Source organism: Phenylobacterium sp. (assembly GCF_030693805.1).
GTDB lineage: Bacteria > Pseudomonadota > Alphaproteobacteria > Caulobacterales > Caulobacteraceae > Phenylobacterium.
The window spans coordinates 1-9,299 of record NZ_JAUXZW010000339.1 but is presented as its reverse complement, the minus strand read 5'-3'; the positions used below and the strand labels follow the sequence as shown (position 1 = coordinate 9,299).

Genomic DNA, 9,299 nt, shown 5'->3' with positions numbered 1-9,299 from the left:
GATCCCATGCGCGGCGCGGCTCTGAGCTTTCCCGATAGTCGGCCCTGGCGGCGCGCCGCGATGCTGGGCGCAACAGGCGTCGTGACCCTCGCCGCCTGCGCGGTGATGGCCCGGCTGATCTCGCCCGGCGGCTTCACGCTGGCCGACATCCTGATGCTGGTCCTGTTCGCAGCGCTGTTCGCCTGGGTGGCGTTCGCCTTCACCAGCGCGATCGCCGGGTTCGTCCTGATGTGGCGGGCCCGCGCGGCCGGCCCCTGGACCCCGCAGCCGATCATCTTCACCCGCACCGCCCTGCTGATGCCGACCTACAATGAGGATCCGGGGCGCATCCTGGCCGGCGTGCAGGCGATCTGGGAGGACCTGGAGGCGATGGGCGTCGCCGAGCTCTACGACGTGTTCGTGCTGTCCGACACCCGCGAGCCGGCGATCGCCCAGGCCGAGGCCACCGGCATGCTTCGGCTGCGCATCCGCCTGAACGCCGTCGACCGGATCTTCTATCGCCGGCGCCCGGCCAACATTGATCGCAAGGCCGGCAACGTCGCCGACTGGGTGCGCAGTCACGGCGGCGCCTATGAATCGATGATCGTGCTCGACGCCGACAGTCTGATGAGCGGCGACACCATCGTGCGCCTGACCGCGGCGATGGAGCGCGACCCCGGTGTCGGGCTGATCCAGACCCTGCCGACGATCGTCGGAGCGACGACGCTGTTCGCGCGCCTGCAGCAGTTCGCCGGACGCCTCTACGGACCGCTGATCGCCAAAGGCCAGGCCTGGTGGTCAGGCGCGGAAGGCAATTACTGGGGCCACAACGCCATCGTGCGCACCCGCGCCTTCGCCGCCTGTGCGGGCCTGCCGCACGTCGAGGGCGCCGGCCCGTTCAGCGGCCACATCATGAGCCACGACTTCGTCGAGGCTGCGCTGCTGCGGCGCGGCGGCTGGGCCGTGCGCATGGCGCCGGAGCTGGAGGGCAGCTACGAAGAGACCCCGCCGTCGCTGATCGGCATGGCCGTGCGCGACCGGCGCTGGTGCCAAGGCAACCTCCAGCACGCCGCCGTGCTCGGCGCCCGCGGCCTGCACTGGGTCAGCCGGCTGCACCTGGTCCGAGGCGTCCTGGCCTATCTGACCGCGCCGCTGTGGCTGGGCTTCCTGGGCGTCGGCGCCGTGGTCTGGGCGGAGCAGCGCGGCGCACCCGAGCTCGCCGACCAGGCCCCGCTCGCGGCGGGCCTGTTCGCGCTGACGATGGCGCTGCTGCTCGCACCCAAGCTGATGGGCGCCCTGCTCAGCGCCCACAACCGACTGACACGCCGCGCCTGTGGCGGCGGTCCTGTGCTGGCCGCCGGCGTGCTCCTCGAGATCGCGCTCTCGGCCCTGACCGCGCCGGTGTTCATGCTGATACAAAGCCGCGCGGTGGCTGACGTCCTGCGCGGTCGCCACTCCGGTTGGGCCGCGCAGCAGCGCGACGACGGGCGACTGCCGTTCAAGGCCGCCTGGCGCCGGCACTGGTTCGACACGCTCCTCGGACTGGGGTGGAGCGCCGGCGCATTCACCATGGACCCCCTGCTGCTGGCGTGGACCGGGCCTGTGGCCGCGGGCCTGGTTCTGGCCATCCCGCTGTCGATGCTGACCTCCCGTGCGGATCTGGGCCAGGCTTGCCGGCGGCTGGGCCTGTTCCTGACGCCGGAAGAGGCCGCCGCGCCCAGCGTGGTGGCTCGCGCCGCCGCCCTGCGCGCGCAGTATGTGGCCGAAGCGCCGGTGCGAAACGAGATCGCCGGGCTATTCCGCGCCCCGGTGCCGATGGCGACTCCCGGACTGGTCCGGGTCAGCGTCTCGCGTCCAGTGGCAGCGGTCGGCTGAACCACGCGACTGGCGCGCGCTTTGCAGCGAACGGCGTTCTGAGGCCTACTGACCGACACGCGTAGGCGGCGAGTCTCGAATCCATGCGCATCATGTTCTGGAACGCGGCCTTCCTGCCGCACATCGGCGGAGTTGAGATCTTCACCGCTCGGCTGGCCGCCGGCCTGATCGCGCGGGGCTGCCAAGTGGCCGTGGTGACCGACAGCGACCTTGAGGGTGATCCCGAGCTGGACGCGCGCCTGGGTCTTGAGGTCTTCCGCCTGCCGTTCCGCGCCGCCCTCGACCCCGCCGCGATGGATGTCCGCGCCCGCCTGAGGCTGATCGGCGAAATCACCGCCCAGACAGCCGAGCTGAAGCGCGCGTTCAGGCCTGAAATCGTCCACGTCAACCTCGCCGACGCGGGCCCCTTCTTCCACATGCGCACGATGCAAGCCCATGCCGCCGCCACCGTGGTCACCTTCCAGGCCGCGCTGGAACGCTCCGCGCATGGCTCGCAGGGCGTGGCTGGCGATCTGGTGTCGCGCGCGCAGGCTCTGGTCGCGGTTTCCGAGGCGGCGGCGCTCAACGCCGCGCACCACACAGGCCTCCCGGTCGAGCGCATCCAGGTGATCTATCCCGGGGTGCCAGCCGACGAATTCACCCTGCGGCCGGCCCCGGCGTCCGAGCCGCCGGTGTTCGGCTATCTCGGCCGCCTCGCCGAGGAAAAGGGCGTCGCCCTGCTGCTCCAGGCCCTGGCGCTGATGGGCGGCGAAGCGCGGCTGCTGGTGATCGGCGACGGTCCGGATCGCGCTCGCCTCGAGGCCCTTGCCAGTAAGCTGGGCGTCGCACCGCGCGTCACCTTCGCCGGCCAGGTCAGCGACGCCGAGCGCCAGCGGCTGATGAGCACCCTGCGCGCGCTCGCGGTTCCGTCCCAGCATGAGGAGCTGTTCGGCATGGTCGCGGTCGAAGGCGCGCTGGCCCAACTCCCCGTCGTCGCCACCGCCATCGGCGGCCTTCAGGAGATCGTGCGCCCGGGCGAGACCGGCTTCCTGGCGCAGCACGGCTTGGTGGAAGATTTCGCCAGACACTTCAAGATCCTGGCGGATGATCCTGCGCTCGCCCGACGCATGGGTGAGGCGGGCCGCGCCAGCGCGCTGGCGCGCTACACGATCGAGACCACCGTCGAACGCTATGCGGCGTTGTATGCCCAGTGCGTCGTCGGGAGCCGTCATGCCGCTGGCGCCTGAAGTTCTCGCCAGCGCCGAGACCAGCGTCGTCATACCGGTTCGCAACGGCGCGCGCTTCGTCGCGCAGGCCGCCGTCTCGGTGCTGGACCAGCTTGCGCCCGGCGATGAGTTGTTGGCCGTGGACGACGGCTCCGTCGACGGCACGCTCGCCGCCCTGCGCGGGATCGACGATCCCCGACTACGGGTGCTTTGCGGCGGCGCGCGCGGGGTTTCCGCGGCGCGCAACCTCGGACTGGCTGAGTCTCGCGGCGCCTTCGTGGCTTTCCTCGATCACGACGATCTCTGGGTCGACGGCAGGCATAAGGCGCTGTTGCGGGCGATGCTGGACGACGGGGACCTGGCAGCTGCGTTTGGGCGGGTGCGGGTGCTCATCGAAGCGGACGCTGCGCCCGCGGCGGTCGCCGCCTGCGCGGCGATCGACGGGTCGCATGTGCGGGAACTGGTCGGCTCGGCCCTGTATCGCCGAGACGCCGTGTTGGCCGTGGGCGGGTTCGCCGAGGACATGCACATGCGCGAGGACGCCGACTTCAGCTTTCGCCTACTGGAGAGCGGTGCACGCGTCATCGACTGCGACGTCGACGCCCTGACCTACCGTCGCCACGGCGACAACGTCACCAACGATCAGACCGCGATCAACCAGGCTCTCGTGGAGCTGGCGCGCCGCCGCCTTTCGCGTGCTCGAGGCAAGCGCCCGCCCGCTTAGCGCATGGAAGCGCCACCCCGACGCCACGGTGTTACGCGGCATGCTTCTTGCGAAGCGGATGCGAAGAGCCTGCTATGATCAGCAGGCTGAGGGGATCTGCGCGTGTGCGGTCGAGCGCCGTGCGAGCAGGTGTGCAGGATCGGGAAGGGATTAGCGTTGAGCGACGTTGCATATGCCATTTGTGGACCTTCGGTGGTCGGTGAAGTCATCGACGGCGAGGCGATCATCGTCGACCTGCGCTCGGGCGCCTATTACAGCGCCGACGGCGTCGGAGGCGCGATCTGGCAGGCGATCGAAGCCGGCGCCGGCCGTCAGGCGATCATCGACTGGGCGCTGGGCGCCTATCCCGGCCAGGCCGGCGTCGTGGCCGACGTCGAAGGCTTTCTAGAGACCCTGCTGGCCAACGAACTGGTGCGCGCTGACGTCCAGGACGCCGCGCGCCCTCAGATCGCCGCGCCGCAGCCCTACCAGGCCCCCGCCCTCGCTGTGCACAAGGACATGCAGGACCTGATCACCCTCGATCCCATCCACGACGTGGACGACATGGGCTGGCCGACCCGCAAGGTCGCCGATTGAGGCAGGCCCGATGACCACTGTCACCGCCGTCATTCCGGTCTTCAACGACGCCGCCTACCTCGCCGAGGCGCTGCGCAGCGTCCTCGACCAGACGTTGCCGCCGACCCAGGTGCTCGTGGTCGACGACGGCTCCACCGACGCCAGCGCCGAGGTGGCGCGCGGCTTCGCACCTCAGGTCGAGGTGATCGCCCAGGCCAATCAGGGCATCGGCGGCGCCCGCAATACCGGGATCGCCGCGGCGAGCGGCGACCTCATCGCCTTCCTGGACGCCGACGACGTATGGCCGCTGAACAGCCTGCAGGTCCGTCTGGAGGCGATGAAGGCTGACCCGTCGCTGGCCGCGGCCTATGGGACCAGCGAACACTTTTTCAGTCCGGACCTGGACCAGGCCAAACGCGCCCAACTTCACTTGCCGCAGGGCCACGCCCATGCGCGCTTCGCTGGCGCGATGCTGATCCGACGGCGGATGTTCGACGAGATCGGCCTGTTCGATCCCAGTCTGCGGGTGGGCGAGATGATCGACTGGGCGTCTCGTCTGCAGGACAGCGGCGCCCGGATCGCCAAGATCGACGCCCTGGTGATGCGGCGGCGCATCCACGGCGACAACACGGTGATCCGCGAGCGCCCGTCGCACGGCGACTATCTGAAAGCCCTGCGCGCTTCGGTGGCGCGCAAAGCCGCCGCGGCGCGCGACGCTGGCGCCGCCTGATGCATCGCGGCGGGCCCGAACTCGCCGAAGGCGGACTGCCCTGGCCCAAGGGGACCCAGGCGCTGATGGTGCGCGCGGCGATCGGTCCACAGGACGAGGTCGAACAATGTTTCCGCGCCTGGCGGCGTCTGGTGAACATCGACGATCATATGGACGGCGGCACCTATCGCCTGCTGCCGCTCGTCTATGAGCGGCTGCGCGCGGCCGGCTCCGACGATCCGTTGATGGGCCGCCTGAAGGGCGTCTATCGGCGCGCCTGGGTGGAGACCCAGAGCGTGTTCCATGCTGTGGCGCCGGTGGTGGCCCGGCTCGAGGCGGCGGGCGTGCGAACGCTGCTGCTCAAGGGCGCGCCGCTGGCGCTCACCTACTACAAGAGCCACGGCACGCGGCCGATGTTCGACCTCGACGTGGTGGTGGCGCGCGATCAACGCGACCTAGCGCTGGAAGTCGTCCAGTCCGCCGGCTGGCGGCCAGGCGTCGCCGTGCGCCCGCACGAGATGGTCGACCAGCACGCCATCGACCTGCGCAATGCGGACGGTCGCGAGATCGACCTGCACTGGCACTGTCTGCGTGAGGCGCCGTCCGCGACGGCCGACGACTGGTTCTGGCGCAGGGCGCTGCCGTTCGATTTCTGTGGCGTGCAGACCCTGCAGCCCGATCCCACCGCCATGGTGTTGCACGCCGTGGTGCATGGCGTGCGTTCCAATCTCGAACCCCCGATCCGCTGGATCGTCGACGCCGCGACGGTGATCCGCACGGCGGGGGACGATATCGACTGGAGCGCCCTGATCGCCTTCGCCACGGCGCAGAAGCTGCGTCATCGCCTGTCGCTGGGCCTCGACTACATGGCGAGCGAGTACGCCGTGCCGGTCCCACAAGGCGTGCTCGCTGAACTGCGCGGTTCGCGCCCGACCCTCGTCGAGCGGGTCGAGAACATCGTCTACCTCGGCTCGGCGGCGACCATGTATCGGCCCCGCCTGTATCCGCTGATCGACTACTGGCGGCATCTGCGCAATCAGAGCCCCTGGGCCTTCGCCAGGGGATACGGCGCCTATCTCGCCCGGCGATGGCAGCTCGACCGGCCTCTGCATGTGCCGGCCGAGGCGATCAGCACACTTCACCGCCACCTCACGCGCCGCCGTCGGGAGACGCCGGAATGAGCCTCGCCGAAGAACCCGGGTCTCCACAGACCGGCCGCTTGCACCGGGCGCTGCTCGATCGCGCGCCGTGGGCCTATCTGTGGGCGTATTTTCGCCGCCGGCGCCTCGCGGTCCTCGTCCTTGGAATCCTGGGCGCGCTACAGTCGGTGGTGTTCCTGCCGACCCTGCACATGGTGCGCTTCGCCTTCGACCGCGCCGTGCCGCAGGGCGACATACCCATGCTGGTGTGGATCGGGCTCGGGCTGATCGGCTTTCGGCTGCTCGGCAGCGCGCTTGCGCTCATCTCGCGCTCCATGAGCCTGAAGGTCGCCAAGGCGGCGATTTGCGAGATGCGGCGCGACCTGATCGCCACGCTCTACGCGCTGCCCCGCGACTTCTTCGGCCGCAACGACGCCGCCCGCGTGCAGACCCGTATCGTCATGGAGACCGAGCGGATCGACAACCTGACCAGCGCCACCCTTTCCACCCTGCTGCCAGCCGCCCTCACCGCCCTGTGCCTGCTGGGCGCCCTGACCTGGCTCAACTGGACCCTTGTGGCGATGCTGGCCGGACTCGTGCCGTTGATGTGGCTGTCGACGGTCTACGGCGGCCGCTACGTGAAACGCGAAGTGCGGGCTTTCCAGCATGCCTTCGAGGGCTTCAGCCACGGCGTGCAGTTCGTCGTGCGCCAGATGGACCTCACCCGCGTGCGCGGCTTCGAGGAGCGCGAACTGTCGCGCCAATCCGAAGGCCTGCGTCGGCTGGAGACGTCCGGCGTGCGCATGGCGATGAGCTTCGCCTTCCACCAGCAGGTCCAGTCCAGCCTCACCGGCATTGGCGGTCTGTTGCTGCTCGTCGGCGGCGGCATCGCCGTGGTGCACAAGGCGATGACCTTGGGCGACCTGCTGGCCTTCTATCTGGCGGCGGGTCTGCTCAACGGCGCCCTGTCGCGGGTGACCGCGGCGATCCCCGATTTCATCGCCGGCGACGAGTCGCTGCGCAAGCTGCTGGAACTGCGCGGCCAGGTCGAGGCGGCCCATTACCAGGGCCAGCGTCCGGTCTCGCTGAACGGCGGGATCGATCTGCGCGACGTCGACTTCGGCTACGGTGGCAAGCCGGTGTTGAAAGGCGTCTCCCTGTCTCTAGCGCCCGGCGCGCGGACCGCGATCATCGGGCCGAACGGGGCGGGCAAGAGCACGATCGTCAACCTCATCCTGGGATTCCTTCGCCCTGACGCCGGCGGGGTGTTCGTCGAAGGCGCGCCCTACGACGACATCGACCTGCGCGACCTGCGCCGACAGATCGGCGTGGTCATGCAGAAGCCCACCTTCTTCACCGGCACGGTCATCGAGAACCTCACCTACGGCTGGCCGGACGTCAGCCGCGCCAATGTCGAGGCCGCCGCGGTCCAGGCGCATGCGTCCGACTTCATCGCCGGCCTGCCGCAGGGTTTCGACACCATGATCGGCGAGGGCGGGACCCTGATCTCCGGCGGCGAGGCCCAGCGCCTGGCCATCGCGCGCGCGCTGATCGGCCAACCCCGCCTGCTGATCCTCGACGAGCCCACCAATCACCTCGACGCCGAAGCCGTGTCGCAGATCATGCAGCGCATCGCCGCCGACCCGGCGCGTCCGGCGGTCCTGACGATCAGCCATGACATGGCGGTCGTGGCCTTCTCCGACGTCGTCCTGCGCCTGGAGGCCGGTGCGCTGCGGCCCATGGCGCCGGCCGCCCTCGCCAGTTTAGACCGAGTTGTTCCGTGACCGATTACACGCCGCCTGAGACCATGCCCGCCGACCTGCAGCGTTCGGAGGCCGACCAGCGCGCCTTCTATGACGCGGTTATGGACCGCACCCGCCAGGCCCTGGCCGCCGCCGGCGAGATCGAGCGCTTCATTTCGGTCGCCGGCGTCGACATACGCCTGATCTTCGCCGGGCCCAGGCTGGACGAGGAGTTCATGCCTGCGATCTCCCACCTGGAGCGCGGGCCGATCAGCGCTCCCGACGCGACCCTCTACGTTTGGGACTCCGCCTCCACCGGCGTCGAGATGATCCCGCCGCCCTGCCCGCGCACGTCGTTCACCGACCGTGGCGACATCTGGGGGTTCTCCAGCCAGGTGGTGCGCAGCGCTTTCCATTGGAGCGAGTATTCGGTGAACCTGCTCGACGTGCCGTCGGGTGTGGGCATCTACTGGATCGACACCACGCAGAACCTGCCCTACTGGGCCCGCTCCTCGCCCATGCGCACCCTGTTCCACTGGCTGATGGAACAGCGCGGCCTTCAGTTGGTCCACGCCGCCGCGATCGGCGATGCGGACGGCGGCGTGCTGGTCACCGGCAAGGGCGGCGTCGGCAAGTCGAGCACGGCGCTGGCCGGGCTGGCGGCGGGCATGCGCTACATCGGCGACGACTACCTGGTGGTGGGCCTGGAGCCGGAGCCCACCGCCTATACCCTCTACGCCACCGCCAAGCTGGAGCCGCACCAGGCGCAGCGCTTTCCCGAACTCGCCGCGCTGGCCGAGGGGCAGCGCCCGGCGGAGGGCGAAAAGGTGGTGCTCAATCTCTATCCTTCGCACGCTGACCAGATCGTCACCTCGCTGCCGATCAAGTGGGTGCTGACGCCGCGCTTCGGCGACGGCGAGGAGACCACCTTCGAGCCGGTCTCGGCGGTCGAACTGCACCGCGCCGCGGCCTTCACCACCATGTCCCAACTGCCGCACGCGGGCCGGAAGACGCACGATTTCATCGGCCGGCTGATCGCTGCGACGCCACGGCAGCGCATCGCGCTCGGCCGCGACATCCCCGGCGTGCCGCGCGCCATCGCCGCCCTGCTGGCCGACCCCAACGCCGCTCAGGCCGCTGCAGAGGCGCCCGCCGCACGCCAGCCGCTGGTCAGCGTCATCGTGCCCGTCTTCAACGGCGCACACTTCCTGCCTGAAGCGATCGCCAGCATCCTCGCCCAGCAGTATCCGGCGGTGGAGATCATCGTCGTCGACGACGGCTCCAGCGACGACATCGAGGCTGCAGTGCGCGCCCTTCCGGTGGACGTGCGCTTCTTCCGACAGCCCAACCAGGGACCGTCAGCGGCGCGCA

At 69.9% G+C, this 9,299-nt stretch carries 8 protein-coding genes; all 8 read left to right on the top strand.

Going from position 1 to position 9,299, the window contains the following annotated elements; translation table 11 throughout:
* A partial coding sequence (gene mdoH, locus Q8M88_RS13295) for a glucans biosynthesis glucosyltransferase MdoH (RefSeq protein ID WP_305597638.1) occupies positions 1 to 1,854 on the top strand: 1,854 nt, incomplete at its 5' end.
* Positions 1,855 to 1,937: 83 nt separating this feature from the next.
* The gene (locus Q8M88_RS13290; RefSeq protein ID WP_305597637.1) at positions 1,938 to 3,080 is read left to right on the top strand and encodes a glycosyltransferase family 4 protein; all 1,143 of its coding nucleotides are present in this window, start codon (positions 1,938 to 1,940) and stop codon (positions 3,078 to 3,080) included.
* Complete coding sequence (locus Q8M88_RS13285) at positions 3,064 to 3,783, top strand: glycosyltransferase family A protein (protein WP_305597636.1); 720 nt, start codon at positions 3,064 to 3,066, stop codon at positions 3,781 to 3,783. The genes Q8M88_RS13290 and Q8M88_RS13285 overlap by 17 nt, the downstream gene beginning before the upstream one ends.
* A 156-nt stretch (positions 3,784 to 3,939) precedes the next feature.
* Positions 3,940 to 4,359 carry a PqqD family protein gene (locus Q8M88_RS13280; RefSeq protein ID WP_305597635.1) on the top strand — a complete coding sequence of 140 codons (420 nt, stop codon included), beginning with the start codon at positions 3,940 to 3,942 and terminating at the stop codon, positions 4,357 to 4,359.
* A gap of 10 nt (positions 4,360 to 4,369) precedes the next feature.
* Entirely contained in the window at positions 4,370 to 5,068 is a 699-nt protein-coding gene (locus Q8M88_RS13275) for a glycosyltransferase family A protein (RefSeq protein WP_305597634.1), read from the top strand.
* On the top strand, positions 5,068 to 6,228 hold the full coding sequence (locus tag Q8M88_RS13270; RefSeq protein ID WP_305597633.1) for a nucleotidyltransferase family protein: 1,161 nt from the start codon (positions 5,068 to 5,070) through the stop codon (positions 6,226 to 6,228). The genes Q8M88_RS13275 and Q8M88_RS13270 overlap by 1 nt, the downstream gene beginning before the upstream one ends.
* Positions 6,225 to 7,970 carry an ABC transporter ATP-binding protein gene (locus tag Q8M88_RS13265; RefSeq protein ID WP_305597632.1) on the top strand — a complete coding sequence of 582 codons (1,746 nt, stop codon included), beginning with the start codon at positions 6,225 to 6,227 and terminating at the stop codon, positions 7,968 to 7,970. Before Q8M88_RS13270 ends, Q8M88_RS13265 begins: the two co-directional genes overlap by 4 nt.
* Positions 7,967 to 9,299, top strand: a 1,333-nt coding sequence (locus tag Q8M88_RS13260; protein ID WP_305597631.1) for a glycosyltransferase, incomplete at its 3' end; no start/stop codon positions are given. The genes Q8M88_RS13265 and Q8M88_RS13260, both read left to right, overlap by 4 nt.